Annotated in this window: 20 protein-coding genes; 14 read left to right on the forward strand and 6 right to left on the reverse strand. The window is 72.6% G+C overall.

The genetic code is table 11. The features are described 5' to 3' along the window. The 10 genes from murD (at position 1) to ACTWQH_RS23320 (ending at position 11,277) form a co-directional block, all read left to right on the forward strand. Positions 1 to 1,413: a UDP-N-acetylmuramoyl-L-alanine--D-glutamate ligase gene (murD, locus tag ACTWQH_RS23275; RefSeq protein ID WP_443288650.1), complete on the forward strand. Its 1,413-nt coding sequence runs from the start codon at positions 1 to 3 to the stop codon at positions 1,411 to 1,413. A gap of 759 nt (positions 1,414 to 2,172) precedes the next feature. After that, positions 2,173 to 3,714, forward strand: coding sequence for a putative lipid II flippase FtsW (gene ftsW / locus ACTWQH_RS23280; RefSeq protein ID WP_443288651.1), 1,542 nt, complete (start codon positions 2,173 to 2,175; stop codon positions 3,712 to 3,714). 158 nt (positions 3,715 to 3,872) lie between these two features. Further along, complete coding sequence (gene murG / locus ACTWQH_RS23285; protein ID WP_443288652.1) at positions 3,873 to 4,964, forward strand: undecaprenyldiphospho-muramoylpentapeptide beta-N-acetylglucosaminyltransferase; 1,092 nt, start codon at positions 3,873 to 3,875, stop codon at positions 4,962 to 4,964. A 36-nt stretch (positions 4,965 to 5,000) separates the two neighbouring features. Continuing rightward, complete coding sequence (locus tag ACTWQH_RS23290) at positions 5,001 to 5,828, forward strand: cell division protein FtsQ/DivIB (RefSeq protein ID WP_443288653.1); 828 nt, start codon at positions 5,001 to 5,003, stop codon at positions 5,826 to 5,828. A 272-nt stretch (positions 5,829 to 6,100) separates the two neighbouring features. Continuing rightward, the gene (gene ftsZ, locus ACTWQH_RS23295) at positions 6,101 to 7,372 is read left to right on the forward strand and encodes a cell division protein FtsZ (RefSeq protein ID WP_443288654.1); all 1,272 of its coding nucleotides are present in this window, start codon (positions 6,101 to 6,103) and stop codon (positions 7,370 to 7,372) included. A gap of 30 nt (positions 7,373 to 7,402) precedes the next feature. Beyond that, positions 7,403 to 8,134: a peptidoglycan editing factor PgeF gene (pgeF, locus tag ACTWQH_RS23300; RefSeq protein ID WP_443288655.1), complete on the forward strand. Its 732-nt coding sequence runs from the start codon at positions 7,403 to 7,405 to the stop codon at positions 8,132 to 8,134. Next, positions 8,131 to 8,889, forward strand: coding sequence for a YggS family pyridoxal phosphate-dependent enzyme (locus ACTWQH_RS23305; protein ID WP_443288656.1), 759 nt, complete (start codon positions 8,131 to 8,133; stop codon positions 8,887 to 8,889). The genes pgeF and ACTWQH_RS23305 overlap by 4 nt, the downstream gene beginning before the upstream one ends. Positions 8,890 to 9,007: 118 nt before the next feature. After that, complete coding sequence (locus tag ACTWQH_RS23310; protein WP_443288657.1) at positions 9,008 to 9,631, forward strand: cell division protein SepF; 624 nt, start codon at positions 9,008 to 9,010, stop codon at positions 9,629 to 9,631. Positions 9,632 to 9,746: 115 nt separating this feature from the next. Continuing rightward, positions 9,747 to 10,031 (forward strand): YggT family protein, encoded by a 285-nt coding sequence (locus ACTWQH_RS23315; protein WP_443288658.1) that lies wholly within the window; start codon positions 9,747 to 9,749, stop codon positions 10,029 to 10,031. 49 nt (positions 10,032 to 10,080) lie between these two features. Further along, on the forward strand, positions 10,081 to 11,277 hold the full coding sequence (locus ACTWQH_RS23320) for a DivIVA domain-containing protein (protein ID WP_443288659.1): 1,197 nt from the start codon (positions 10,081 to 10,083) through the stop codon (positions 11,275 to 11,277). Between the two features lie 111 nt (positions 11,278 to 11,388). On the opposite strand, the gene ileS is transcribed toward ACTWQH_RS23320, so the two are convergent. Both ileS and ACTWQH_RS23330 read right to left on the reverse strand, forming a co-directional pair. Continuing rightward, positions 11,389 to 14,532 (reverse strand): isoleucine--tRNA ligase, encoded by a 3,144-nt coding sequence (gene ileS / locus ACTWQH_RS23325; RefSeq protein ID WP_443288660.1) that lies wholly within the window; start codon positions 14,530 to 14,532, stop codon positions 11,389 to 11,391. A gap of 315 nt (positions 14,533 to 14,847) precedes the next feature. Beyond that, positions 14,848 to 15,657, reverse strand: coding sequence for a hypothetical protein (locus ACTWQH_RS23330; protein WP_443288661.1), 810 nt, complete (start codon positions 15,655 to 15,657; stop codon positions 14,848 to 14,850). Here ACTWQH_RS23330 and ACTWQH_RS23335 point away from each other — a divergent pair. From ACTWQH_RS23335 to ACTWQH_RS23345, 3 genes are read left to right on the forward strand one after another with little or no spacing between them, the layout of a single operon-like run. After that, a complete protein-coding gene (locus ACTWQH_RS23335; protein WP_443288662.1) occupies positions 15,638 to 16,111 on the forward strand; it encodes a TraR/DksA family transcriptional regulator in 474 nt (157 codons plus the stop codon). The two genes, ACTWQH_RS23330 and ACTWQH_RS23335, sit on opposite strands and share 20 nt — an antisense overlap. 42 nt (positions 16,112 to 16,153) lie before the next feature. Then, on the forward strand, positions 16,154 to 16,729 hold the full coding sequence (gene lspA / locus ACTWQH_RS23340; RefSeq protein WP_443288663.1) for a signal peptidase II: 576 nt from the start codon (positions 16,154 to 16,156) through the stop codon (positions 16,727 to 16,729). Positions 16,730 to 16,760: 31 nt separating this feature from the next. Next, the gene (locus ACTWQH_RS23345; protein WP_443288664.1) at positions 16,761 to 17,702 is read left to right on the forward strand and encodes an RluA family pseudouridine synthase; all 942 of its coding nucleotides are present in this window, start codon (positions 16,761 to 16,763) and stop codon (positions 17,700 to 17,702) included. Here the strand turns inward: ACTWQH_RS23345 and ACTWQH_RS23350 are convergent. Further along, positions 17,674 to 18,792 (reverse strand): mechanosensitive ion channel family protein, encoded by a 1,119-nt coding sequence (locus ACTWQH_RS23350; protein ID WP_443288665.1) that lies wholly within the window; start codon positions 18,790 to 18,792, stop codon positions 17,674 to 17,676. The two genes, ACTWQH_RS23345 and ACTWQH_RS23350, sit on opposite strands and share 29 nt — an antisense overlap. Positions 18,793 to 18,899: 107 nt before the next feature. Between ACTWQH_RS23350 and ACTWQH_RS23355 the strand changes: the two genes are divergently transcribed. After that, complete coding sequence (locus tag ACTWQH_RS23355; RefSeq protein WP_443288690.1) at positions 18,900 to 19,484, forward strand: dienelactone hydrolase family protein; 585 nt, start codon at positions 18,900 to 18,902, stop codon at positions 19,482 to 19,484. A 19-nt stretch (positions 19,485 to 19,503) separates the two neighbouring features. Here the strand turns inward: ACTWQH_RS23355 and ACTWQH_RS23360 are convergent, their stop codons facing one another. The 3 genes from ACTWQH_RS23360 to dnaE form a co-directional block, all read right to left on the reverse strand. Beyond that, positions 19,504 to 20,355, reverse strand: coding sequence for a thioredoxin domain-containing protein (locus ACTWQH_RS23360; RefSeq protein WP_443288666.1), 852 nt, complete (start codon positions 20,353 to 20,355; stop codon positions 19,504 to 19,506). Between the two features lie 75 nt (positions 20,356 to 20,430). After that, positions 20,431 to 21,078, reverse strand: a complete 648-nt coding sequence (locus tag ACTWQH_RS23365) for a hypothetical protein (RefSeq protein ID WP_443288691.1) — start codon at positions 21,076 to 21,078, stop codon at positions 20,431 to 20,433. Positions 21,079 to 21,419: 341 nt separating this feature from the next. Then, a complete protein-coding gene (gene dnaE / locus ACTWQH_RS23370; RefSeq protein ID WP_443288667.1) occupies positions 21,420 to 24,983 on the reverse strand; it encodes a DNA polymerase III subunit alpha in 3,564 nt (1,187 codons plus the stop codon). Between the last annotated feature and the right edge of the window lie 106 nt (positions 24,984 to 25,089).

The raw sequence follows: 25,089 nt of genomic DNA on the forward strand, positions 1-25,089 counted from the left end.
ATGCGGGAGCTCAAGGGGCGGCGGGTCGCCGTCGCCGGGATCGGCGTCAGCGGCGTCAGCGCGGCCCGCGCCCTCGCCAGCCTCGGCGCCCGCGTCACCGTCGTGGACGGCGCCGACGGCGAGCCGCAGCGTGCCCGCGCCGCCGAGCTGGCCGCCGACGGCGTCGCCGCCCGCCTCGGCGACGCCACGGCCGCCGCCCTGCCCGAGGGCACCGAGCTGGTCGTCACCTCGCCCGGCTGGCGGCCGGACAGTCCGCTCTTCGCCGCCGCCGGGGCGGCGGGCGCCGAGGTCATCGGCGACGTCGAGCTCGCCTGGCGGCTGCGCGGCCCCGGCGCCGCGCCCTGGCTCGCGGTGACCGGCACCAACGGCAAGACCACCACCGTGCGGATGCTCGCCGCCATCCTCGCCGCCGCCGGCCTGCGCACGGCGGCGGTCGGCAACATCGGCACGCCGCTGATCGACGTGGTCCTCGGCGAGCCGCTCGACGTGCTCGCCGTCGAACTCTCCAGCTACCAGCTCCACTACGCCCCCTCCCTCCGCGCCCACTCCGCCGCCGTCCTCAACCTCGCCCCCGACCACCTCGACTGGCACGGCTCCATGGAGGCGTACGCCGCCGACAAGGGCCGCATCTACGAGGGCAACCGGGCCGCCTGCGTCTACAACGCCGCCGACCCCGCCACCGAGACGCTGGTCCGCAAGGCCGACGTGGCCGAGGGATGCCGCGCCGTCGGCTTCACCCTCGCCGCCCCCCGCCCCGGCGAACTCGGCGTCGTCGAGGGCCTCCTGGTCGACCGCGCCTTCACCGCCGACCCCCACCGGGAGGCAGCGGAACTGGCGGCGGTCGCCGACATCGCCCCCCCGGCCCCCCACATCATCGCCAACGCCCTGGCCGCCGCCGCCCTGGCCCGCGCGTACGGCGTGGAGCCCGCCGCCGTCCGCGACGGCCTGCGCGCCTTCCGCCCCGACCCCCACCGCATCGCGCACGTCGCCGAGGCCGGCGGCGTGGCGTACGTCGACGACTCCAAGGCCACCAACCCGCACGCCGCCCTCGCCTCGCTGACGGCGTACGACCCGGTCGTGTGGATCGCGGGGGGCCTGGCCAAGGGCGCCGACTTCGACGAGCTCGTCGCCGCCTCGGCCGGGCGGCTGCGCGCCGCCGTGCTGCTGGGCGCCGACCGTGCCCTCATCGCCGGGGCGCTGGCGCGACACGCGCCGGATGTGCCCGTCGTGGAGCTGGAGCGGACCGACACTGGGGCGATGGCGGCGGCGGTCCGCGAGGCCGCCCGGCTGGCCCGCCCCGGCGACACCGTCCTGATGGCTCCGGCCTGCGCCTCGTGGGATATGTTCGCCCATTACGGCGAGCGGGGCGACCTGTTCGCCGCCGCCGTACGCGACCTCGCCGCCGGGCAGTAGCCGCCGGCGGCCCGCGAACGCCACCCGCCCACCCGCCGGCGCGGGCCGAAGGAGGGGCCGACGATGAATCGCGATCACTGGCCACAGCCGACCGTGCGCGACGCGATGTTGCCTCCGGCGGGCGTCCGGGAGCCGAGCGTCGGGCCGGAACGCGCCGCGCGGCACGGCGACGGCGCCGACGACGGCTCCCCGCTGCCGCCCGCCGCCACGCGGCGGGGTGAGTCGGTGCGTGCGGGGGAGGGCGATGTGGCTGATGGGCGCTTGCCTGCGCCGGGCGTGGGTGTTCGGGGCGGTGGGGTGCGCGGTGATCGGGTGGTCCCTGCCGTGTGTGACGGTGGTTCGTCCGCGTCGCGTGCGGGTGTCGTGCGGGACGGGGCCGAGCGTCCTGAGGACGCGGGATCAGCCGACGCCCGCTCGGCTGCGCCGCCCGGCGGCGCGCGGGGCGGTGGTGTGTCCGCGGGGCGGTTCGACCGTGCCGGGCACGACGGCCGGACCGGCGGCGGTTCGTCGGCGCCGCCCGGCGGCGGCCCGCGGCGGGGCGAGCCTGCACGTCGGGCGGAAGGCGAAGCCGCTGACGGCGGCGCGGCCGCGTCGTGCGTGGCTCCCCTGCGGGGCCCGTCCGAGCGTCCGGCGGACACGGAAGGGGGGGACTGCGGCCCGCCCGCGCCCCCCGAGAGCCCCCGGCGCGGTGGAGACGCCGCACGGCCGTTCTACGCGCGGGGCTCGCTGCGCGGGGGAGCCGCTGGCCTGTCCGGGCGGGTGGCTGCCGGGTGGCGGCGGCTGGCCGGGGGCGTGGCCGTCGGCTGGTGGGCCGCGCCGGCGCCGGCGCCGGCGTTCGCGCTCGCCGGGGGCGGTGGCACGCGCCGCCAGGCGCGCCCCGCGCCTGCGCTCGCCCCGGCCGGAGGCAGCGGCAGCGGCAGCGGCGAGCCGCTCGCGCGCCGTGAAGGCCGGCCGGGGCCGGACCCGGGGGTCGGGCTCGGCGCGCAGCGCCGCCCGCCGCGCCGCCCCGTGCCCGCCGCGCGGGTGCCCGCGCCGGCCGCGCCGAGGCCCCCGCGGCCGCCCCGCATCTCGCGCTTCGTCGTGCGCGCCCGGCGGGCGTGGGACCGGCCGCTCACGGCGTACTACCTCCTCATGGGCACCGGCCTGCTCATCACCCTCCTCGGCCTGATGATGGTCTTCTCCGCCTCCCAGATCCAGGCCCTGCGCTACGAGCTGCCCGCCACCTTCTACTTCCGCAAGCAGCTCGTCGCCGCCGCCATCGGCACCGTCCTCCTCCTCATCGCCTCCCGCATGCCGCTGAGGCTGCTGCGCGCCCTGACCTACCCCTTCCTCGCGGTCTCCGTCGTGCTGCTCGTCCTCGTCCAGGTGCCGGGCATCGGCGTCGAGGTCAACGGCAGCACCAACTGGATCTCCGTCGCGGGCCCCTTCCAGCTCCAGCCCAGCGAGTTCGGCAAGCTCGCGCTCGTGCTCTGGGGCGCGGACCTGCTGGCCCGCAAGGGCGAGCGGCGGCTGCTCACGCAGTGGCGGCACCTCCTCATCCCCCTCGTCCCGGGCGCCCTCCTGGTCTGCGGCCTCGTGATGGTCGGCGGCGACATGGGCACGGTGATGATCCTGGTGGCCATCCTCTTCGGCCTGCTCTGGCTCGCCGGCGCCCCCACCCGGCTCTTCACCGCCGCGCTGGCCGCCGCCGCCGCGCTCGGGGCGTTCTTCATCGCCACCAGCCCCCACCGCATGGACCGCCTCGCCTGCCTCGGTGCCACCGAGCCGGGCACCGACGACCGCTGCTGGCAGGCCGTGCACGGGATCTACGCCCTCGCCTCGGGCGGCTGGTTCGGCTCCGGACTCGGCGCCAGCGTGGAGAAATGGGGCGAACTGCCCGAGCCCCACACGGACTTCATCTTCGCCATCACGGGGGAGGAGCTCGGCCTGGCGGGGACGCTGTCCGTCCTCGGTCTCTTCGCGGCTCTAGGCTATGCGGGTATCCGCGTGGCCGGACGCACGGAGGACCCCTTCGTGAGGTACGCCGCGGGCGGGGTGACGGCCTGGATCGTGACCCAGACCGTGATCAACATCGGCGCGGTGCTGGGCCTGCTGCCCATCGCCGGTGTGCCCCTCCCGCTGTTCTCCTACGGAGGCTCCGCCCTGCTGCCGACCATGTTCGCCATCGGGCTGCTCATCGCCTTCGCCCGCAGCGACCCGGCGGCCAGGGTCGCCCTGGCCACGCGGCGGCCCGCCGCCCGGCGGCTGGCCGGACTGCGGCGGAGCACGCGACGCAGGACACCCGAAGACCTGGAAACCTGAGACCGGAAGAGCCGAAGACCCGAAGACCCGAAGACCAGAAGACCCGGGACCCGAAGACCCGGGAAACGAAGACGCACAAGAGCAAGAAGACGCACGACACGAGACGACGACGAGACGGCGCGCCGAGGCGACGCCGTCCGGAGAGCGGTGAACATTCGGTGCATGTTGTCCTCGCCGGCGGAGGAACCGCCGGCCACATCGAGCCCGCGCTCGCGCTCGCGGACGCCCTGCGCAGACAGGATCCGACCGTGGGCATCACGGCCCTGGGCACGGAACGCGGCCTGGAGACCCGCCTGGTGCCCGAGCGCGGCTACGAGCTCGCGCTGATCCCGGCCGTGCCGCTGCCGCGCAAGCCGACCCCGCAGCTGCTGACCGTCCCCGGGCGGCTGCGCGGCACGATCAAGGCGGCCGAGGAGGTCCTCGAGCGCACCAAGGCGGACTGCGTGGTCGGCTTCGGCGGCTACGTGGCGCTGCCGGGGTACCTGGCCGCCAAGCGCCAGGGCGTGCCGATCGTGGTGCACGAGGCCAACGCCCGGCCCGGTCTCGCCAACCGGATCGGCGCCCGCTACACCCGCTTCGTCGCCGTCTCCACCCCCGACAGCAAGCTGCGCAACGCCCGCTACGTCGGCATCCCGCTGCGCCGCTCCATCGCCACGCTCGACCGCGCCGCCGTGCGCGCCGAGGCGCGGGCGTTCTTCGGCCTCGACGCGGGCCTGCCCACGCTGCTGGTCACCGGCGGCTCCCAGGGCGCGCGGCGCCTGAACGAGGTCGTCACCGCCATCGCGCCGGCGCTCCAGCGCTCCGGCGTGCAGATCCTCCACGCGGTCGGCCCCAAGAACGAGCTGCCCCAGCTCGACATGATGCCCGGAATGCCGCCGTACATCCCGGTACCGTATGTGGACCGCATGGACCTCGCCTACGCCGCGGCCGACATGATGCTCTGCCGCGCCGGCGCGATGACCGTCGCCGAGCTGTCCGCCGTCGGGCTGCCGGCCGCCTACGTCCCGCTGCCGATCGGCAACGGCGAACAGCGGCTCAACGCCCAGCCGGTGGTCAGGGCGGGCGGCGGGCTGATCGTCGACGACGCCGAGCTGACGCCGGAGTGGGTGCGTGGCACCGTGCTGCCGGTGCTGACCGATCCCGCGCGGCTGTCCGCCATGTCGCGGGCGGCCGCCGAGTTCGGGCGCCGGGACGCCGACGAGCTGCTGCTCGGCATGGTGCGCGAGGCGATCGCCTCGCGCCGGGCGTAAGCAGGACGCGGCAGGAAGACGAGCCTGGGAGAGAGCGTGGCCGGAGCGACGACCGCGGAGCGCGGCGAGGAGCGCAGCGGGACGGACGGCTCCGGCCCGCCGCCGCCCCCGCGCCGCCGCCCTCGGCCGCGGCTCCGGCTGCCCCGCTCGCCGCGCCGCCGCGGCCTGGCGCTCCTCCTCGCGCTGCTGCTGGCTCTGGGCGGCTTCGGCACCTGGGCGCTGTACGGCTCGGACTGGCTGCGCATCGAGCGGGTCTCCGTCAGCTGGCACGACGGAAGCCCGCGCGAGCTGACGGAGGATCAGATTCTTTCGGCGGCACGTGTCCCGGTGGGCTCGCCCATGGCGTCCCTCGACCGGGGAGCGGTGCGCGAGCGGCTGCTGGACGCGCTGCCCCGACTGAACTCGGTCGACGTGGTGCGGGCCTGGCCGGACGGCGTCTCCCTGAAGGTGACGGAACGTGAGGCGGAGGTGCTGATGCGGAGCGCGGACGGTTACACCGAGGTGGACGAGGGCGGCGTGCCCTTCGCCGAGGTCGCCCGGGCGCTCCCGGGCGTGCCGCTGCTCGAACTCGACCTGGCGGACACCGCCGGCCTGCGGCGTTTCGGCGAGGACCGCATCCGCCGGGAGGCCGTCGCGGTGGCGGCGGCGCTGCCGGACGCGGTACGCCGCGAGACCCGGTTCATCCGCGTCACCTCATACGACGCCATCACGCTTGAGCTTTCGGGCGGGCGCACGGTGCGCTGGGGCAGCGCGGAGGACTCCGCGGCGAAGGCGGACACACTCGTGCTGGTGATGAAGGCGGCCGAAGACGCTACGCACTTCGACGTCAGCGTGCCCAGCGCACCGGCGGTCTCGGGGAGTTGATCGGGGGTGAGGGCCGGCACCCTGGTTGACTGGCACCGAGGCCGATCACATAGGGTGAAAAGAAAAACGGGAGGTTCGGCGTGTTCGTTGAACGCGTACCACTTGCGGCTTAGTGTCCGTTCCGAGGAATCCAGGGAACAGCAACCACAGGTAACCCTAAACTGAGGCGTTAGGGTTCGGGGCGGCATTACGACCGTCCCATCGGCATCAGTCGGCGCACTGCGGCTCACGCGCAGTGGCCGACACGTAAATCGAGGCGAGAGGCCTTCGACGTGGCAGCACCGCAGAACTACCTCGCAGTCATCAAGGTCGTCGGTATCGGCGGCGGTGGCGTCAACGCCATCAACCGGATGATCGAGGTCGGTCTCAAGGGCGTCGAGTTCATCGCGATCAACACCGATGCGCAGGCGCTGCTGATGAGCGACGCCGACGTCAAGCTCGACGTCGGCCGGGAACTCACCCGGGGACTCGGCGCGGGCGCCAACCCCGAGGTGGGGCGCAAGGCTGCCGAGGACCACCGCGAGGAGATCGAGGAGGTCCTCAAGGGGGCCGACATGGTCTTCGTCACCGCGGGCGAGGGCGGCGGCACCGGCACCGGCGGCGCGCCGGTGGTGGCCAACATCTCCCGCACTCTCGGGGCGCTGACCATCGGCGTGGTCACCCGCCCGTTCACCTTCGAGGGCCGGCGCCGGGCCAACCAGGCGGAGGACGGCATCGCGGCGCTGCGGGACGAGGTCGACACGCTCATCGTCATCCCCAACGACCGGCTGCTGTCCATCTCGGACCGCCAGGTCAGCGTGCTGGACGCGTTCAAGTCCGCCGACCAGGTGCTGCTCTCCGGTGTCCAGGGCATCACCGACCTCATCACCACCCCCGGCCTGATCAACCTCGACTTCGCGGACGTCAAGTCCGTCATGTCCGAGGCCGGCTCGGCGCTGATGGGCATCGGCTCGGCGCGCGGCGACGACCGCGCGGTGGCCGCGGCCGAGATGGCGATCTCCTCCCCGCTGCTGGAGGCGTCCATCGACGGCGCACGCGGCGTCCTGCTGTCCATCTCCGGCGGCTCCGACCTCGGCCTGTTCGAGATCAACGAGGCCGCGCAGCTCGTCAGCGAGGCCGCCCACCCCGAGGCGAACATCATCTTCGGCGCCGTGATCGACGACGCCCTCGGCGACGAGGTCCGGGTCACGGTGATCGCCGCCGGGTTCGACGGCGGCCAGCCGCCCTCCCGCACCCGCGAGAAGATGCTCGGCGGGTACGGCCCGAAGGAGGAGACGACCAGCTCGCCGTCCTCGCTGGGCCAGACCCACGTGCCGCCGGCCGAGGTGGGCGAGAGCGAGCGGCCCTCGTTCGGGAGCCTCGGCACGCTGCCCCCGCGTGACACCGGCGACTTCGCCGCCGACCGCGACGCCTCGCCGGGCGCGGCGCAGCCCGCCGCCGAGCCGGTCGCCGAGCCCAAGCCGAGCGCGCCGCAGGTCCCCTCGGCCCGCCCGTACGACGGCGGCCAGGTCGAGGAGCTGGACGTTCCGGACTTCCTGAAGTGACCGCGGCCTCGCAGCCCGCGTGACAGAGACGTGATAGACGGACAGGAGACCGTGGGCGGCGCCCACTTCGCCTTCACCGACCGGTGGGGTGGGGTGAGCGCCGCTCCGTATGACACGCTCAACCTCGGCGGCGCCGTCGGCGACCGGCCGGAGGATGTCCAGGCCAACCGCGAGCTGGCGGCCACGTCCCTGGGCGTGGCCGCGGGCGAGGTGTGCTGGCTCACGCAGGTGCACGGCCGGGAGGTCGCCGTCGCCGAGGGCCCGTGGCCCGGCGGCGACCCGCCCGCGGCGGACGGGGTGGTCACGGCCGTGCGCGGACTCGCGCTCGCCGTGCTCACCGCGGACTGCACGCCGGTGCTGCTCGCCGACCCCGTGGCCGGGGTGGCGGGTGCTGCGCACGCCGGGCGTCCGGGCCTGCTGGCGGGGGTGGTGCCCGCGACGGTCGAGGCCATGCGCCGGCTCGGCGCCGACCCGGCCCGCGTCGCCGCCCGCACCGGGCCCGCGATCTGCGGCCGGTGCTACGAGGTGCCGGAGGCGATGCGGCAGGAGGCCGAGCGCGCGGTGCCGGGCTCGGCGGCCACCACGAGCCGGGGCACCCCGGCGATCGACATCCCGCGCGGCGTGGGCGCGCAGTTGGCCGCGTGCGGTGTCCGCGATGTCGCGCTCTCCCCGGTCTGCACCCTGGAGTCGAGCCGTCACTTCTCCTACCGCCGCCGGCGCACCACGGGCCGGCAGGCGAGCTACGTCTGGGTGGCGCCGTGAGCGAGGGGCCGAACGCCGCGGAGCGGCGGGCCGAGCTGGCCGCGGGGCTCGCCCGGGTGGAGGAGCGCATCACCCGCGCTTGTGACGCGGCGGGGCGCGAACGCCGCGAGGTCACGCTGATCGTCGTCACCAAGACGTATCCGGCGAGCGACGTCCGGCTGCTCGCGGACCTCGGGGTGCGCCACGTCGCCGAGAACCGCGACCAGGAGGCCGCCCGGAAGGCGGCGGAGTGCGGCGATCTTCGCCTCGACTGGCACTTTGTGGGCCAGTTGCAGTCGAACAAGGTTCGTTCCGTGCTGAGTTACGCCGACTATGTGCACTCCGTTGACAGGCTGCGGCTGGTCACCGCCCTGGACGCCGCCGCCCGGCGGCGCGGGCGCGGGCCGGTGAACTGCCTCGTCCAGGTGGCGCTGGAGAAGGAGGAGGCGGGCGAGGGCCCGCCGGGCGAGGGCGGCGGCCGGGGCGGCGTCGCGCCCGGCGGCGTGCCGGAGTTGGCCGGGGCGATCGCCGCCTGCCAGGCGTTGCGGCTGGCCGGCGTCATGACGGTCGCGCCCCTCTCCGGGGCGTACGCCGGGCGGCCGGGCGTAGCCTTTGAGCGGCTGATGGAAATCTCAAGGGGCCTGCGCCAGGCTCATCCTGCTGCGAACATGGTGTCGGCAGGCATGAGCACGGACCTGGAGCAGGCGATCGCGGCGGGAGCGACACACGTGCGCGTCGGTAGCGCGGTGCTCGGAGTCCGCGAGTCCCTCGGGTAACGTCGCCACGCGAGGGATCACAACCGAAAATATGGTCATTTCCGACATTCGTGGATGCAGTGGATGCACGGCCCCGGCAGGCGGAGCCGTTCCACCACAGAGCGGAGGACGCAGTCAGATGGCTGGCGCGATGCGCAAGATGGCGGTCTACCTCGGCCTCGTGGAGGACGACGGCTATGACCGTCCGGGGTATGGCCCCGACGACGAGTTCGAGCCGGAGCCGGAGCCCGAGCGAGCCCGGCGTCAGCCGGCTCACGAGCCTGTGGAACGCGAGCGCACCGAGGAGCCGGTGCGCGTGGTTCACCCTCCGGCGCAGCGGGAGACGGAGCCAACTCCGGCCGCACTGCTGTCCGAAAGCAGACGCTCAGGGAGGATCGCTCCCGTGTCTTCCATCACATCCGACCGCCAGAACGTGGAGAAGAGCGCACCGGTGATCATGCCCAAGGTCGTGTCCGAGCGGGAGCCCTACCGGATCACCACGCTGCACCCCCGGACCTACAACGAGGCCCGTACCATCGGGGAACACTTCCGCGAGGGGACCCCGGTGATCATGAACCTGACCGAGATGGACGACACGGATGCGAAGCGACTTGTCGACTTTGCGGCTGGTCTCGTCTTCGGTCTGCATGGCAGCATCGAGCGCGTGACACAGAAGGTCTTCCTCCTGTCTCCTGCTAACGTCGATGTAACGGCGGAGGACAAGGCCCGCATCGCTGAGGGCGGGTTCTTCAACCAGAGCTGACGGAAGCAGGCGACGACGGAAGAGACGCACGGCCCTCCCGGTCCACCCGGCTGGGGGAGACAAACAACCACAAACGACCACAGAGAACCGATGACAGGGGAGAGGGACAGGCAGGATGGGCATCGTTCAGCAGGTGATCCTGATTGCCTTGTACTGCCTACTCGGACTGTTGCTCTTCCGGCTGGTGATGGACTATGTGTTCATGTTCGCGCGTTCCTGGCAGCCCGGCAAGGCGATGGTTGTTGCCCTGGAAGCCACCTACACTGTCACCGATCCGCCACTGAAGGCGCTGCGCAAGGTGATCCCTCCGCTGCGCTTCGGGGGTGTGGCGCTTGATCTGTCCTTCTTCGTACTCATGATCATCGTCTACATCCTGATCAGCGTCGTGGCCGGGCTGTGAACGGTTACGGTCTTGCCGATATGCCGACGAATTACGTTGAGGTGAAGAGATGCCGCTGACTCCCGAGGACGTGCGGAACAAGCAGTTCACGACCGTCCGCCTCCGAGAGGGCTACGACGAGGACGAGGTCGATGCCTTCCTCGACGAGGTGGAGGCGGAACTGACCCGGCTGCTCCGGGAGAACGAGGACCTGCGCGCCAAGCTGGCCGCGGCCACCCGAGCCGCCGCACAAAACCAGCAGAACATGCGCAAACCCGAGCCGCAGGAGCAGCGGCCCGGTGGTCCCGTCCCCGCTGCCATATCCGGACCGCAACAGCAGCCGATGGGCGGTCCTCCGCAGCTCCCCGCCGGACCCGGCGGCCCGCAGGGTCACCAAGGTCACCAGCCTCACCAGGGGCAGCACCAGGGGCAGCACCAGGGACACCCCGGCCCGATGGGCCCGGGCGGTCCGGGAGGACACAGCCCCATGGGCCCCGGCGGCCTCGGGCCGCAGGGGCACCCCGGAGCCCCCATGCAGATGGGTGGCCCCGGCCCCGCCCCCGCCCCGCACATGCCGGGCGGCGGCAACGAATCGGCCGCTCGCGTGCTGTCGCTGGCCCAGCAGACCGCCGACCAGGCGATCGCCGAGGCCCGTTCCGAGGCCAACAAGATCGTCGGTGAGGCCCGCAGCCGCGCCGAGGGCCTGGAGCGGGACGCCCGCGCCAAGGCCGACGCGCTGGAGCGCGACGCGCAGGAGAAGCACCGCGTCGCCATGGGCTCCCTGGAGTCCGCCCGCGCCACGCTGGAGCGCAAGGTCGAGGACCTGCGCGGGTTCGAGCGCGAGTACCGCACCCGCCTGAAGTCGTACCTGGAGAGCCAGCTGCGCCAGCTGGAGAGCCAGTCCGACGACTCCCTCGCCCCGCCGCGCACTCCCTCGCCGGCCGCGCCGCTGCCGCCCTCGCCCCAGCCCTCGCTCGCCTCGGCGGGCGCCCCGGCCGGGCCCGGCGGCACCATGGGCGGGCACCACTCCATGGGGGGCAACTCCACCATGGGCGGCACCTCCATGGGCGGTGGCTCGATGGGCGGCAACCAGCAGATGGGCGGCCCGGCCCCGGGCGGTCCGCAGCCGTCCTACGGCGGGCAGCAGCAGATGTCCCCGGCGATGACCCAGCCCATGGCGCCCGTCCGGCCGCAGGGACCGCAGCCCGTCCAGCACCAGGCGCCGTCCCCGATGCGCGGCTTCCTCATCGACGAGGACGACAGCTGACGCCTGGCTGACTCACCACCGCTGGCGTCCAGCCAGCCTCATCGCGCCGGGGCCCGGATCGCAGAGCCGATCCGGGCCCCGGCGCGTGTCACGGGGCGTCACCCCCGGTGGTTACGCCCGCCGCAGCCGGAAGCTCAGGCCCAGCGCCGCGTCCTCGAACGGCTCGCCGTACGCCTCGTCCCCGTCGCCCTCGGCGAAGTCCGTGGCCAGCACCTCCGTCGAGATCAGCGCCTGGTGGTCGGCGATCGCCCGCGCCAGCTCCGGGTCCTGGGTGCGCCAGCGCACCACGATGCGGTCGGACACGTCCAGGCCGCTGTTCTTGCGCGACTCCTGGATCAGCCGGATCACGTCCCGCGCCAGCCCGGCCCGCCGCAGCTCCGGCGTGACCTCCAGGTCCAGCGCCACCGTGGCACCGGTGTCGGAGGCCACCGACCAGCCCTCGCGCGGCGTTTCGGTGATGATGACCTCCTCGGGAGCGAGCGTCACCTGCTCCCCGTCCACCTCCACCGACGCCGTCCCCGCGCGCAGCGCGTCCGACAGCGCCGGCGCGTCCGCCGCGGCGATCGCGTTCGCCACCGCCTGCGTCCGCTTGCCGAACCGGCGGCCGAGGGCCCGGAAGTTCGCCTTCGCCGAGGTGTCCACCAGCGAGCCGCCCATCTCGGAGAGCGAGGCGAGGGCCGTGACGTTCAGCTCCTCGGCGATCTGCTCGCGCAGCTCGTCGCCGAGCAGCTCGAAGCCCTGGGCCGCGACCAGCGCCCGCGACAGCGGCTGCCGCGTCTTCACCCCGGACTCCGCCCGCGTCGCCCGGCCCAGCTCGACCAGACGCCGCACCAGCAGCATGTCCCGGGACAGGTCGGGGTCGATCATCTCCATGTCCGCCTCGGGCCAGTCGGCGAGGTGCACCGAGTCCGGCGCGTCCGGCGTCACCGGCACCACCAGGTCCTGCCACACCCGCTCGGTGATGAACGGCACCAGCGGCGCCATCAGCCGCGTCACCGTCTCCAGCGCCTCGTGCAGCGTGCGCAGCGCGGCCGGGTCGCCCTGCCAGAAGCGGCGGCGGGAGCGGCGCACGTACCAGTTCGACATGTCGTCGACGAAGGTGGACAGCAGCTTCCCGGTGCGCTGCGTGTCGAAGCTCTCCATCGCCTGCGTGACCATGTCGGTCAGCGCGCCCAGCTCGCTCAGCAGCCAGCGGTCCAGCAGCGGCCGTTCGCGCGGCGCCGGGTCCTCCGCGCTGGGCGACCAGCCGCTGGTGCGGGCGTACAGCGCCTGGAAGGCGACCGTGTTCCAGTAGGTCAGCAGCGTCTTGCGGACGACCTCCTGGATCGCGCCGTGCCCCACCCGGCGCGCCGCCCACGGCGAGCCGCCGGCCGCCATGAACCAGCGCACCGCGTCCGCGCCGTGCCGCTCCATCAGCGGGATCGGCTCCAGGATGTTGCCCAGGTGCTTGGACATCTTCCGGCCGTCCTCGGCGAGGATGTGGCCCAGGCACACGACCGTCTCGTACGACGACCGGTCGAAGACCAGGGTGCCGACGGCCATCAGCGTGTAGAACCAGCCCCTGGTCTGGTCGATGGCCTCGCAGATGTACTGCGCCGGGTACCGCTTGGCGAACTCCTCGCGGCCCCGGTGCGGGTACCCCCACTGCGCGAACGGCATGGAGCCCGAGTCGTACCACCCGTCGATCACCTCGGGGACCCGGCGCGCGGTGTGCGAGCAGCCCTGGGACGGGCAGGGGAAGGTGACCTCGTCGATGTACGGGCGGTGCGGGTCGAGGCCCGACTGGTCGGCGCCGGTCAGCTCGCTCAGCTCGGCGAGCGAGCCGACGCAGGTCAGGTGGTCGTCCGGGCAGCGCCAGATGGGCAGCGGAGTGCCCCAGTACCGGTTGCGCGACAGCGCCCAGTCCACGTTGTTGTTCAGCCAGTCGCCGTACCGCCCGTGCTTGACGGACTCCGGGTACCAGGTGGTCGCCGCGTTCTCCCGGAGCAGGGCGTCCTTGACGCGGGTGGTGCGGATGTACCACGAGGGCTGGGCGTAGTAGAGCAGCGGGGTGTGGCAACGCCAGCAGTGCGGGTAGCTGTGCTCGTACGTCTCGTGCCGGAAGAGCAGGCCGCGCTCGCGCAGGTCGGCCACCAGCCGCTCGTCGGCCTTCTTGAAGAACTCGCCGCCCACCAGCCGCAGCCCCTCCTCGAAGGTGCCGTTCGGCCGGACGGGGTTCACCACCGGCAGCCCGTACGCCCGGCAGGTGGCGAGGTCGTCCTCGCCGAACGCCGGGGCCAGGTGCACCAGGCCGGTGCCGTCCTCCGTCGTGACGTACTCCGCGGTGACGACGAAGTGCGCCTCGGCCCCGCCGAAGTCGACCAGGTCGAACGGCCGCCGGTACGCCCACCGCTCCATCTCGGCGCCGGTGAACGACTGGCCCGTGGCCGTCCAGCCCTCGCCCGCCGCCTTCTCGAACAGCTCCCGCATCGCCACCACGCGGCCCTGGCTCTCGTGGGCGAAGACGTCGTAGACCACCTCGGGGTGGACCGCGACCGCCGTGTTGGAGACCAGGGTCCACGGCGTGGTCGTCCACACCAGCAGGTCGGCCTCGCCCGCCAGCGGGCCGGAGGTGAGGGGGAAGCGGGCGTACACCGACGGGTCGGCGACCGTCTCGTACCCCTGCGCCAGCTCGTGGTCGGACAGGCCGGTCTCGCAGCGGGGACACCACGGCGCCACGCGGTGGTCCTGGGCCAGCAGCCCCTTGCCGAAGATCTCCTTCAGCGACCACCACACGGACTCGATGTACTCCGGGTCCATCGTGCGGTACGCCTCGTCGAGGTCGACCCAGTACCCCATGCGGGTCGTGAGCTGGGCGAAGGCGTCAGTGTGGCGCGTCACCGACTCGCGGCACCTGGCGTTGAACTCGGCGATGCCGTACGCCTCGATGTCCTGCTTGCCGGTGAAGCCCAGCTCCTTCTCCACCGCGAGCTCCACGGGCAGGCCGTGGCAGTCCCAGCCCGCCTTGCGGTGCACGTGGAACCCGCGCATGGTCTTGAAGCGGGGAAAGACGTCCTTGAAGACCCGCGCCTCGATGTGGTGGGCGCCGGGCGTGCCGTTCGCCGTCGGCGGGCCCTCGTAGAACACCCACTCCGGGCGGCCCTGCGAGCGCTCCAGGCTCCGGGCGAAGGTCCTGCGCTCCCGCCAGAGCTCAAGCACCTCGTGTTCGAGCGCGGGCAGGTCGACCTGGGCTGGCACGGGCCGGTACTGGGTCATCGATCGTCCTCCGGCGGACACACGCTGCGATTCCGTCGGAGGGACGAGAGCCGGGGGCTCCCGCGGTACCACCCTCCTTGGCCGGGGCGGCGCCCGGCCCGCTCATTGGGCCGCGATGCCGGGTCTACTCGCCCGCGCGGCGGGCTTTCTTCCGGCGGCTCCGGGGTGATCTTCGCGTCGCGCTCGCCCCCGGGCTCGCACCGTCCCCGGGTCGCTCACGGCTGCTGGACGACGCTACTCGTCCCCATCAACGCCTCTCGCTGCCCACCAGTGTACGGGCCGCTGCCGACGGGGAACGACCGGTTACCCGAGCGGTTATGCGAAGGGCCGCGCGGGGCACAACGCAGGCAGACCGGCGCGCCCTCGTTGCCGCACGCTCGCGGTCGATTTATCGTTCCGGTCACGATTCGCGAGCAAGATCACAATATGTGAAGGGGCCGCCGCCATGGTGGCGAGCAAGACCGCCGTGAACAAGCCGGCAGCGAACAGAGCGACACAGAAAGCGACGGCAGCGAGCAGGGCGAAGAAGGAGAAGGCGGCCTCGGCGGCCGGCACGGCCGCCCGGCGGGGCAAGAAGGCGGCCGAACCACAGGGCGCGGCGAAGCCGGGTGCGAAGAAGGCGGCGAAGACAACGAAGACGACGGCGAAGACGGCGAAGACGGCGAAGACGGCCAAGAGCGCGACGACGAAGGCGGCGGCGAGGCCGAGGACGAAGCAGACGGCCAAGAGCACGAGCCCCGCCCCGGCCAAGCCGGGCACGAAGAGGAAGACCCCGGCGAAGAAGCCCGCCGCCGAGGAGAGCGGCGCCGGGCGGCAGGTGGCGCAGGGAGAGGGCGCCCGGGAGGAGGCCGCCGCGAAGCGGGCGGCGAGGAAGACGCCCACGGCGAAGAAGGCGGCCACGGGCCGGGCGGCGCCCGAGAAGCGGGCCGCCGCAAGAGCGGCCCCTGCGGAGGAGGACGCCGCGCAGCGGGCCGCGGAGGAGACGGCGGCGGCGCCCGCCGCCGCGACCGCCGGCGCGGCCGGGAAGAAGGCGGCGAAGAAGGCTGTGAAGACGACGAAGCAAGCGGCCAGGAAGAGCACGGCCCGGAAGACAGGAGCCAAGAAGGTGGCTGCGAAGAAGAGCACGGCGGACAGGTCGGCCGCGGCGGTACCACCGGCCCGTACGGCGGCTCCCGCCGCCCCCGGCGACCTGGCCGTGCGGTCCGGCGAGGAACCGTGGACCGAGGAGGAGGTGGCCGAGGCCCGCGCCGGGCTGCACGGCGAGGCCGAGCGGCTGCGCGCCGAGATCTCCGCGTCCGAGAAGGCGCTGAGCGGGCTGATGCGCGACTCCGGCGACGGGGCCGGCGACGACCAGGCCGACACCGGCACCAAGAACGTGACCCGCGAGCACGAGATGGCCCTGGCCACGAACGCCCGCGAGGTGCTCTACCAGACGGAACGCGCCCTGCAGCGCCTGGAGGCCGGCACCTACGGCCTCTGCGAGAGCTGCGGAAACGCCATCGGCAAGGCCAGGATGCAGGCGTTCCCCCGGGCCACGCTCTGCGTCGACTGCAAGCAGAGGCAGGAACGCCGTTTCTAAGGGATTTCCGGTGATCGCACTGCTGTGTCGTACTCTCATCCCGTGAGCAGCGAGGCGGAGCCGACCATCGAGTCCCCCGACGAGTCACCCGGAGAGTCCCCCGAGGACCAGGACGTGCCCGAGGCGGCCGGCCGGGCGCGCAGGATCCCCGTGCTGGTCGGCGTCGCCGCACTGGCGTACGTCCTCGACCTCGTCACCAAGATCATGGTGGTCGAGTGGCTGGAGCACCGCGAGCCGGTCGACGTGATCGGCCAGTGGCTGCGCTTCGAGGCCGTGCGCAACGGCGGGGCCGCCTTCGGCGTGGGCGAGGCGTTGACCATCGTCTTCACCTGCATCGCCGCCATCGTGATCGTCGTGATCATCCGGCTGGCGCGCAAGCTGTACAGCACGCCGTGGGCCATCGCGCTCGGGCTGCTGCTCGGCGGCGCCCTGGGCAACCTCACCGACAGGCTGCTGCGCGCCCCCGGCTTCCTGGAGGGGCACGTCGTCGACTTCATCGCGCCCCGCTACTTCGCGGTCTTCAACCTCGCCGACTCCGCCATCGTCTGCGGCGGCATCCTGATCGTGCTGCTCTCCTTCCGCGGCCTGGACCCCGACGGCTCGGTCCACCGCGACTGACCCCTCACTCCCAGCTGACATACTCATACGGGTGAGCACGCTTCCCGAGACCCGCACGCTGCCCGTACCGGAAGGACTCGAAGGCGAGCGCGTCGACGCCGCTCTCGCCCGGATGCTCGGCTTCTCCCGCACCAAGGCCGCCGAGCTGGCCTCCGCCGGGAAGGTCCGGCTGGACGGCGCCGCCGTCGGCAAGTCCGAGCGCGTGACCGGCGGCGCCTGGCTGGAGGTGGAGATGCCGCCGCCGCCCGCGCCCGTCCAGGTCGTGGCCAAGCCCGTGGAGGGCATGGAGATCGTCCACGACGACGAGGACCTCGTGGTCGTCGACAAGCCCGTCGGGGTCGCCGCGCACCCCAGCCCCGGCTGGAACGGCCCCACCGTCATCGGCGGCCTGGCAGCGGCCGGTTACCGCATCGCCACCTCCGGCGCGGCCGAGCGGCAGGGCATCGTGCACCGCCTGGACGTGGGCACCTCGGGCCTGATGGTGGTCGCCAAGTCCGAGCCGGGATACGCCCGGCTGAAGCAGCAGTTCCGCGAGCGGACCGTGGAGAAGCGGTACCACGCGCTGGTGCAGGGCCATCCCGACCCGCTCCGGGGCACCATCGACGCACCCGTCGGCCGCCACCCGCACCACGACTACAAGTGGGCCGTCACCGCCGACGGCAAGCCCGCCGTCACGCACTACGACCTGATCGAGGCGTTCCGCGCCGCCAGCCTGCTCGACATCAGGCTGGAGACCGGCCGCACCCACCAGATCCGTGTCCACATGGCCGCCCACCGCCACCCGTGCGTCGGCGACCTCACCTACGGCGCCGACCCGGTGCTCGCCGGGCGGCTGGGGCTCACGCGGCAGTGGCTGCACGCGGTGCGGCTCGGCTTCGCCCACCCCGCCGACGGCCGCTGGGCCACCTTCGGCAGCGACTACCCGGCGGACCTGAGCGCCGCGCTCATGGCGTTGCGCGACGCGAGTTCCTGAGCGCCTCCTCCGCCGGCGGCCCCGGCTCCTTCCCCGGCCCGGGCTCGGGCTCGTGCCGCACGGCGGCAGGGGAGGTCGGCACGCGCGGCAGGGCGTACGGGTGGTGGTCGCGCAGCCAGGCGATCAGCTCCTCCCGGACCGTGCAGCGCAGCGTCCACACGTCGTCGGCGTTGCGCGAGGACATCGCGGCGCGCACCTCGATCGTCGACGCCGTGGTGTCGGTGACGTCCAGGCCCCAGTGACGGCCGTCCCACTCCCTCCGGCTCCGCAGGAGCTCGTGCAGCTTCTCCCGCATCTCGGGCACCGGCGTGGCGTGGTCGAGGTAGAAGAAGACCGTGCCGGTGATCTGGTGCCCGCCGCGCGACCAGTTCTCGTACGGCTTGCTGTTGAAGTAGGAGACGGGCATGGTCAGCCGCCGGTCGTCCCATATGCGCACGGTGAGGAACGCCAGGGACATCTCCTCCACCGTGCCCCACTCGCCGTCGACCACCACCGTGTCGCCGATCCGCACCGAGTCGCCGAACGCCACCTGGAGCCCGGCGAAGAGGTTGCCGAGCATCGACTGGGCGGCGACGCCGGCGATGATGCCGATGACGCCCGCGGAGGCGAGCAGGGAGGTGCCCAGCGTCCGCAGGTCGGGGAAGACGATCAGGATGGCCACGGCGGCGGCGACCACCGCGAGCACGGTCGTCACCACGCGCCGGATCATGACGAGCTGGGTGCGGAACTGCCGCACCCGGGCCTGGTCGGTGGTGCGGGACTCGTAGCGGCCCAGGGTGCTCTCGGCGACCGCGCCCGCCACCCGTATCGCCAGCCACACGGCCGCGGTGAGGGTGACGGTGGCCAGCACATTCTTGATGACGTCGTCCTCGCGCAGGTCGACGTTGAACGCCGCGTAGCTGATCCGCACGGCCGAGGAGGCCAGCAGCACCTGGAGCGGGAGCTGGCAGCGGCGCAGCAGACCCCACAGCTCGGTGTCGGGGCGCCGCCGGTCGGCGGCGCACAGCGCCCGGTCGATCAGCCAGCCGATCATCACGGTGAGGGATATCGTGCCGCCGATCACCGCGGCCGGCTGAAGGACGTCGTCCATGGGTCTCTCACTCCTCGCTCGCGCGACACCGGGCGGAACCCACCCTGGCAGGATGATGCCTACCACTGGCTATCACCTGAAGGCGATTCCGTGCCGTGACCGATGTCATGCTCTTTCATTCCGTGTACGGACCGACCGCGGGCGTTCATGACGCCGCCGGGCGGATGCGCGCGGCCGGGCACCGTGTCATCGTGCCCGACCTGTACGGCGGGAGAACGGCCCGGAGCGTCGAGGAGGGCAGGGAGATCAAGGACGAGATCGGCCGGGACGAGCTGCTGCGCCGGGCCGTGGCCGCCAGCGCGCCCCACTCGGACGCCGGCCTGGTCTACGCCGGCTTCTCACTCGGCGCGGCGCTCGCCCAGACGATCGCGCTCGGCGACGAGCGGGCCCGCGGGCTGCTGCTGGTCGGCGGCACCTCGGACCTCGCGGACGACGCCAGCGCGGACGGCCTGCCGGTGCAGCTCCACGTGGCCGACCCCGATCCCTTCGAGACGCACGACTGGCTGAGCGCCTGGTACCTGCGGATGCGCAAGGCGGGCGCGGACGTCGAGGTGTTCCGCTACCCGGGCGCCGGGCACCTGTACACGCACGCCGAGCTGCCGGATCACGACGCGGAGGCGGCGGAGCGGACCTGGTCCATCGCGCTCGACTTCCTCGCCGAGATCGACTCCGCCGCCGCCTCGCCTGGCTGACGGGCTGCCTGGCCGTCGGCTACCTGGTGTTCTCCTCGACCATCGCGTCGAACGCCTTGGCGGACTGCGGGGTGTCGACGACCTCGCCGTCCCACTTCAGCGCCGGCGTGGCGGTGACCTCCGGGTCGTTGTCGAACGTGTCCGACATCCGCAGCGCCCAGTACGCGAAGGTGCTGTTCATGACGTCGTCCTCGAACTTCTGGTTGTCGCGGAGCTCGGGGACCTCCTGCGCGATCTCGATCAGCCGCTCGTCGTCGCCGAACGCGTCGTCGGACTCGCTGGGGTGGTTCTCCAGCGAGTACAGCGCGTCGTGGTAGTCGAGGAACGCCTCGGTGCTGACGTCGAGCGCCGCGCCCAGGGCGTTCAGCGCGTTCTTGGAGCCGGTGCCCGGGACGTTGCTGTCGATGAAGGTGCCGAAGACGTACTCGACCTGGTAGGTGCCGTCCTCGATGCCCTGCCGCACGTTCTCGCCCATGGTCTGCTCGAAGGAGGCGCAGGCCGGGCAGCGCGGGTCCTCGAAGAGGGTGAGGGTGTGGTCGGCGTCCTCGTCGCCGACGCGGATGGTCAGGCCGTCCTCGCCGCTGGTGTTGGCCGGTGGCTTTGTCGGGAACGCGTCGGCGTTGGTGCCGTCGGCGCCGGCGGCGTCCACCTGGTCGCGCACGGCGGTCCAGTCGGTGGCGTCGTCGCCTCCGTCGTCGCCCATGCCCGCCAGGGCGACGCCGATGCCGCCGACGATGGCGAGGATCGCCAGCACGGTGCCGCCGACGATCGCCTGGCGGCGGATCTTCTCGCGCCGGACGCGGCTCTCGCGCTCGGCGCGCAGCCGCTCGCGGGCGGCTCTCTTGGCCTCCTGGGAGTTGCGCTTGCTCATGGCTGTGGGGTGTCTCCGTTCGTGGTCCGTGCGTCGTGGTGGTGGGGGTGGTGCGGTGCCGGTCGCGCTCAGCGCTCAGGAAGCGAGCGCGGGGCGCGTCGGCGGACCGCGACGCACGACGGAGTGGAACAGCAGCGGCAGCGCGGGCCCCGGCCGGCGTTCGGACGCCCGGCGCGCGCGGCCGGGCACGGTGACGGCGGTGGCCGCGGCGTTGGGGCGCAGCGCGGCGACGGCGACCAGCAGCGGCCGGAAGGCGGTGGCCACGGCCGCGCGTATCAGCCGGGCCAGCGCCGCCTCGCCGCAGGCCAGCCAGGCGGCGGCGAGGAGGCCGGCCACGAGGTGGGCGGCGAGCAGCAGCCAGGGCGCGGCGGGGTGCTGGAGCGACTCCGTCAGGGGTGAGCCGAGGTCGCCGCCGGAGCACATCAGGTCGACGCCCATGATCCGCAGCGGCCCGGTCACCGGGCCGCCGCCCGGCCCGTAGCAGGAGGACTGCCCGGTGGTGAAGACCGTGTCGGCGGCCAGGTGCAGCGGCACCAGGACCGCCGCGATGTGCGCGAAGCGTCGCGGGCCGTGCCCCGCCAGGGCCAGGGCGAGGAGGAAGACGGCGACGCCGACGACCGCCACGGTGGCGAACGGCAGCGGGGCGCCGGAGAGCAGCACCTGGGCGCCCGCGGAGAGCGTGACGCAGAGCGCGGCGAAGACCGCCGCACGCGCCACGCGCATCCCCGTCACGACTGACCTTCCTCTCGCGCCTATCGGGCCGAGTGTGCCATGCCCCCCGTCAAGGAGGCATAAGAGGCAGAAGAGGTGGGCCGTACGGCGCGCCTGTCCCGTGCCTTCCGCAGGGCCGCGCGTGCGCGTCGTGCCGATCCGCCGCCCGGCCGGCACCCGGACGTCGCCGGACGTCGCCGGGCGGGACGGCGTCCTCGGCGAGGCCAGGCGCCCGGCGGCCGACTCGCGTTGCCGGTGCTTCGCCCGGATCACGCCGGGGCAGCACGGGGCCGAGCCCCGCGCTGCCCCGGAATCCGGGAGGCGTGCCGCGGGCCCGCCGCAGGCGGTACGCGTTACGCCGCGATCCCGGCCCAGGCGGCCTGGCCGAAGCTGCCCTTGATGTCGGAGGCGATGTTCTCCGGATTGACCAGGAAGCCCAGCTCGTACACGGTCGTCTTCTCCCGGCCCTCCACCTTCAGCCGCACCGGCGAGTCGCCCGGGTGCGCGCGCAGCGTGCGCTTCAGCTCGCCCACGACCGCCTCCGTGATGCGGTGCTCGGGCAGCACCAGCACGACCGGCGGCCGGCCGCCGTGCTCGGCCGCGGAGATGTCCAGCGCGGCCAGCTCCTGGCCGAAGACGCTGATGGCACCGTCGCGCTCGTTGAGCCGCCCCCGGACGGAGATCACGTTGTCGTCGATCAGCTCGTGCTGCACCAGGGCGTAGGACTTGGGGAAGAACAGCACCTCCAGGCTGGCGTCGCGGTCGGCGAGGGAGACGATCGCCCACGGGTCGCCCTGCTTGTTGATGCGCCGGTCGATGCCGGTGATCAGCCCGGCGAGCTTCACCTCGCCCTCGGTGCGGCCGGAGGCGAGCAGCTCGGCGATGGAGGTGTCGCGGCTGCGGGCCAGGATGTGCTCGGCGCCGTCGAGGGGGTGGGAGGAGACGTACAGGCCGAGCATCTCGCGCTCCAGGGAGAGCTTGGCCTTGCGGTTCCACTCCTGCTCGCTGATCTCGAAGTCGAGCCCGATGCCGGAGCCGTTGTCGTCCTCCCCGCCGCCGCCGAGCGAGCCGAAGAGGTCGTCCTGGCCGATGGCCTGCTGCTTCTTGACGGGCAGCACGGAGTCGATCGCGGTCTCGTGGACGTCGCAGAGCCCCTTGCGGGTGTGGCCGAGGGAGTCGAAGGCGCCGGCCTTGATGAGGGAGTCGATGGTGCGCTTGTTGCAGACCGCGATCTCGGCCTTGTCGAGGAAGTCCGAGAAGGAGGTGTACTTGCCCTTGGCCTTGCGGGTCTTGACCAGGGCGTCGATGACGTTGGCGCCGACGTTGCGGACGGACTGGAGGCCGAAGCGGACGTCGTCGCCGACGGCGGAGAAGTCGGCGACCGACTCGTTGATGTCGGGGGACAGCACGCGCACGCCCATCTTCCGGGCCTCGGCCAGGTAGATCGCGGTCTTGTCCTTGTCGTTGTCGGTGGAGGTCAGCAGCGCGGCCATGAACTCGGCCGGGTAGTTCGCCTTCAGGTACGCCGTCCAGTACGCCACCATGCCGTACGCCACCGTGTGCGACTTGTTGAAGGCGTACCCCGAGAAGGGCACCAGCACGTCCCACACCGCCTGGATCGCCTCGTCCGAGTATCCGCGCTCCCGGCAGCCCTTCTGGAAGGGCACGAACTCCTTCGCCAGCACCTCGGGCTTCTTCTTGCCCATGGCCCGCCGCAGCAGGTCGGCCTGTCCCAGCGAGTACCCGGCGAGAATCTGCGCGGCCTTCTGCACCTGCTCCTGGTAGACGATCAGGCCGTAGGTGGGCTCCAGCACCTCGCGCAGCGGCTCCTCCAGCTGCGGGTGGATCGGCTCGATCTCCTGCTGGCCGATCTTGCGCAGCGCGTAGTTGGTGTGGGAGTTGACGCCCATGGGGCCCGGCCGGTACAGCGCGAGGACGGCGGAGATGTCGTCGAACCGGTCGGGCTGCATGAGCCGCAGCAGGGCCCGCATGGGGCCGCCGTCGAGCTGGAACACGCCGAGGGTGTCGCCGCGCGCCAGCAGGTCGAAGGTCTTCTTGTCGTCCAGCGGGATCTCACCGGTGTCGATGTCGATGCCCCGGTTGCCCTTCACCAGCTGGATCGCGTGATCGATGACGCCCAGGTTCCGCAGACCCAGGAAGTCCATCTTGATCAGGCCCATCTCCTCGCACTGCGGGTACGAGAAGCCGGTGATGATCACGCCGTCCCTGTCCCGCCGGTGCATCGGGACCAGGTCGAGCAGCGGCGTCCGGGAGAGGATGACGGCGGCGGCGTGCACGCCGGTGCCGCGCGTGAGGCCCTCGATGCCGCGCGCGGTGTCGAGGACCTTCTTCACGTCCGGCTCGTTCTCGTACATCTGCCGGACCTCGGCCGCCTCGCTGTAGCGCGGGTGCTCGGGGTCGAAGATGCCGGACAGCGGGATGCCCTTGCCCATCACGTCCGGCGGCATCGCCTTGGTGATGCGGTCGGACATGGAGAAGGGGAAGCCGAGGATGCGGGCGGCGTCCTTGACGGCGGCCTTGGCCTTGATGGTGCCGAAGGTGTTGACCTGGGCGGTGTACTCGGTGCCGTACTTCTCGCTCAGGTAGCGGACCATGACGTCGCGCTGGCGGTCGTCGAAGTCGATGTCGACGTCCGGGGGGTTGACGCGCTCGGGGTTGAGGAACCGCTCGAAGAGCAGGCCGTGCTGGAGGGGGTCGACGTCGGTGATGCGGGTCAGGTACGCCACCAGCGAGCCGGCCGCCGAGCCGCGGCCGGGCCCGACGGGGACGCCGTTCTCGCGGGCGTACTTGCAGATGTCGGAGACGACGAGGAAGTAGGAGTCGAAGCCCATCGGGGTGATGACGTTGAGCTCGGTCTCCAGCCGATCCAGCACCTCGGGTGCGGGATCGTCGCCGTAGCGCTCCTTCAGCCCCTTCTCGCACTCCCTCCTCAGCCAGCTGGCCTGCGTCTCGCCCTCCGGCACGTCGAACTGCGGCATCTGGTCGACGAACGTGAAGACGTCCTCGTAGGACTCGACCATCTCCATGACCCGCAGCGTGTTGTCGCACGCCTCGGGCAGCTCGCGGAACAGCTCCCGCATCTGCTCGGAGGTCTTGATGTAGTAGCCCGAGCCGTTGAACTTGAAGCGGTTGGGGTCGGCCTTGGTCTTGCCCACGCCGACGCACAGCAGGCTGTCGTGGGCGTCGGCCTGGTCCTCCGTCACGTAGTGGGAGTCGTTGGTGGCCAGCAGCGGGATGCCCAGCTGCCGGGCGATGCGCAGCAGGCCCTCGCGGACGTCCCGCTCGATGTCGAGGCCGTGGTCCATCAGCTCCAGGAAGTAGTTCTCCTTCCCGAAGATGTCCTGGTAGGCGGCGGCGGCCTTCACCGCCTCGTCGTACTGGTCGAGGCGGAGGCGGGTCTGCACCTCGCCCGAGGGGCAGCCGGTGGTGGCGATGATTCCGTCGGCGTGCTGCGAGATCAGCTCGCGGTCCATGCGGGGCTTGCCGTAGTACCCCTCGAAGGAGGCGAGGGAGGAGAGCCGGAAGAGGTTGCGCAGGCCCTGAGCGTTCTTCGCCCACATCGTCATGTGGGTGAACCGGCCGCCGCCGGAGACGTCCTTGCTGCCCTCGCCGTCGTCGGACACGGCCCGCTTGCCGCCCGGCCCCCAGAAGACGGGCTTCTTGGTGTAGCGGGACTCGGGCGCGACGTACGCCTCGATGCCGATGATGGGCTTGACCCCGGTCTTCTTGGAGGTGTCGTAGAACTCGTAGGCCCCGAACATGTTTCCGTGGTCGCTCATGGCGACGGCGGGCATGCCCTGGCGTTCCACCTCGGCGAACAGCTTGCTGTTCTTCGCAGCACCGTCGAGCATCGAGTACTCGGTGTGAACGTGCAGGTGAACGAAGCTGTCAGCCATGTGGCGCGGCTCCTCGCGGGTGGCGGGTGGGGAGGATGAGGGCTCCACCCTAACGCCGTGCCCGGGCTCCGAAGATCGGGCTCGAAGCCCCGTCAGGCCGCCGGAC

This window comes from Streptomyces sp. 6N223, from assembly GCF_052246635.1.
Taxonomy (GTDB): Bacteria; Actinomycetota; Actinomycetes; order Streptomycetales; family Streptomycetaceae; genus Streptomyces.

Bases quoted from the DNA above. Each gene is read 5' to 3' on its own strand.
- murD (WP_443288650.1), top strand. From the start codon at position 1: ATGCGGGAGCTCAAGGGGCGGCGGGTCGCCGTCGCCGGGATCGGCGTC.
- ACTWQH_RS23310 (WP_443288657.1), top strand. From the start codon at position 9,008: ATGGCTGGCGCGATGCGCAAGATGGCGGTCTACCTCGGCCTCGTGGAG.
- ACTWQH_RS23315 (WP_443288658.1), top strand. From the start codon at position 9,747: ATGGGCATCGTTCAGCAGGTGATCCTGATTGCCTTGTACTGCCTACTC.
- ACTWQH_RS23320 (WP_443288659.1), top strand. From the start codon at position 10,081: ATGCCGCTGACTCCCGAGGACGTGCGGAACAAGCAGTTCACGACCGTC.
- ileS (WP_443288660.1), bottom strand. From the start codon at position 14,532: ATGACCCAGTACCGGCCCGTGCCAGCCCAGGTCGACCTGCCCGCGCTC.
- ACTWQH_RS23350 (WP_443288665.1), bottom strand. From the start codon at position 18,792: ATGGACGACGTCCTTCAGCCGGCCGCGGTGATCGGCGGCACGATATCC.
- ACTWQH_RS23355 (WP_443288690.1), top strand. From the start codon at position 18,900: ATGCTCTTTCATTCCGTGTACGGACCGACCGCGGGCGTTCATGACGCC.
- ACTWQH_RS23360 (WP_443288666.1), bottom strand. From the start codon at position 20,355: ATGAGCAAGCGCAACTCCCAGGAGGCCAAGAGAGCCGCCCGCGAGCGG.
- ACTWQH_RS23365 (WP_443288691.1), bottom strand. From the start codon at position 21,078: ATGCGCGTGGCGCGTGCGGCGGTCTTCGCCGCGCTCTGCGTCACGCTC.
- dnaE (WP_443288667.1), bottom strand. From the start codon at position 24,983: ATGGCTGACAGCTTCGTTCACCTGCACGTTCACACCGAGTACTCGATG.